This window comes from Pseudogemmobacter sonorensis (genome assembly GCF_042762395.1).
Lineage (GTDB): Bacteria > Pseudomonadota > Alphaproteobacteria > Rhodobacterales > Rhodobacteraceae > Pseudogemmobacter > Pseudogemmobacter sonorensis.
In genome coordinates, this window is the sequence record NZ_JBEFZE010000078.1 from 1 (window position 1) to 1,710 (window position 1,710).

The window sequence follows — 1,710 nt, forward strand, 5'->3', positions numbered from 1 at the left end:
TGATGCAGAACGGCTTTCCCCCGCTGATGCGCAGCTTTCCCGGCCTTCGCTTCGACATCCGGCAGGCCGGGTCCGAGGCGTTGCAGCGCCTTGTCGCCTCTGGGCAGGTGGATATCGCCATCGCCTACGACCCGATCCTGCTTCCGGGCACCCGCAGCCTGGCCATGGCGCGCCAGCCGCTTTGCGCGATCCTGCCGCCGTCCTCGGCGCTGGCGGGGGGCGGGGTGCTGGATCTGGCCGATGTGCTGGACCAGCCCTTCGCCATATTGAACGGCAGCCATGCGATCCACCGCCTGCTCGGGCGCGCGGCCGCGGACCGGGGGCTCATTCTTCGACCTGTTGTCGAGACGGATTCCATCGGTCTTCTGCTTCGCTATGTCACGGCGGGTCTTGGGTTGACCTTTCTGCCGCGTTTTTCCGCGGCGATCCAGGAGGCGCGGGGGGATCTGGTGATCCGCGAGATCGACGCGCCGCTGCTGCACATGGCGTCGGCGCATGTCAGCGTCCGGGCGCGGCGCAGGTTGCCGCGTTCGGTCAATGCGGTTGCGGGGTTTCTGTCGGATCGGATGATCGCCTTTCGGGGCTGAGGGGCGGGTGTTGCCCGCTGGGCAACGCGGGCTTCGCGAACCCACCGCTTGCGGGAAACGCCGGGCGCGGGAAATCTGGGGCGCGCACAGAGGCGGGGCACAGGCGGGGCGGCTGGCAGGGCGGCGGCGGAGGCCGGACGGCCCCCCACCCCCCGAGAGAGGCGCGCGAAGGCATCCGCAGATCCACAGGGACCATGGCATGACGCAGGATATTCAGGACGGCACTCCGGGGTCGGGGTCGGGGGTAGGGTCGGGATCCGGCACGGCGCCCGCCGATGCGGAAAGGGCCTCTGCGGAAGGGGCGCCCGCGGCCGGGACCCCTTCGGAAAGGACCCCCGCGACCACGACCGGCGTGATCGGGCTGGGGGCGATGGGGCTGCCGATGGCCAGGACGCTTCTGGCCAGGGGCTTTGCCGTGACCGGCTTCGATCTGGACGCGGCGCGGCGGGCCGAGGCCGCCCGGGCCGGGATCGCACTGGCCGACAGCGCGCTCGACGTGTTCCGGGCGGCCGGGATCGTGGTGTTCTCGCTGCCCGCGGCGCAGCATGTCCTGGCGGCGATCCAGGCCTCGGGGCTGCTGGACAGCGACCTGTCGCGGCGGGTGGTGATCGACACCTCGACCTCGGAGCCCGGGGTCAGCCGCCGGATCGCCGCCGATCTGGCGGCGCGCGGCCACGGCTTTCTGGACGCGCCGGTCTCGGGCGGCCCGGCGGGGGCCGCCACCGGCAATCTGTCCTTCATGATCGGCGGCGACGAGGCCGATTTCGCCGCCGCGCGCGCGCAGTTGAACGCGCTCGGGGCCAAGGTCCTGCATGTCGGCCCCTCGGGCGCGGGCAATGTGACGAAGCTCGTCAACAACATGCTGGTGGCCTGCCACATGCTGACCACGGCCGAGGGGCTGCGCCTGGCCGAGGCGGCGGGCGTCGGCGCGGGCGATGCGCTGCGGGTGATCAATGCCGCCTCGGGGCGCAGCATGCTGTCCGAGGTGCATTTCCCGAACTGGGTGCTCTCGGGCGGCTTCGATTCGGGCTTTTCCTCGGGGCTGATGCGCAAGGACCTGCGGCTGGCGCTGGAGATGGCGGCGCAAGGCGGGGCGGATCTGCCGGTGGCGGAACTGGCGCGG

General features: G+C 71.8%; 2 protein-coding genes. Both read left to right on the forward strand.

The genetic code is table 11. The annotated features are described in order from the left end of the window. On the forward strand, positions 1 to 587 hold a 587-nt coding region (locus ABNX41_RS21745), incomplete at its 5' end, for a LysR family transcriptional regulator substrate-binding protein (protein WP_438671763.1). Between the two features lie 199 nt (positions 588 to 786). Beyond that, on the forward strand, positions 787 to 1,710 hold a 924-nt coding region (locus ABNX41_RS21750), incomplete at its 3' end, for an NAD(P)-dependent oxidoreductase (protein WP_438671764.1).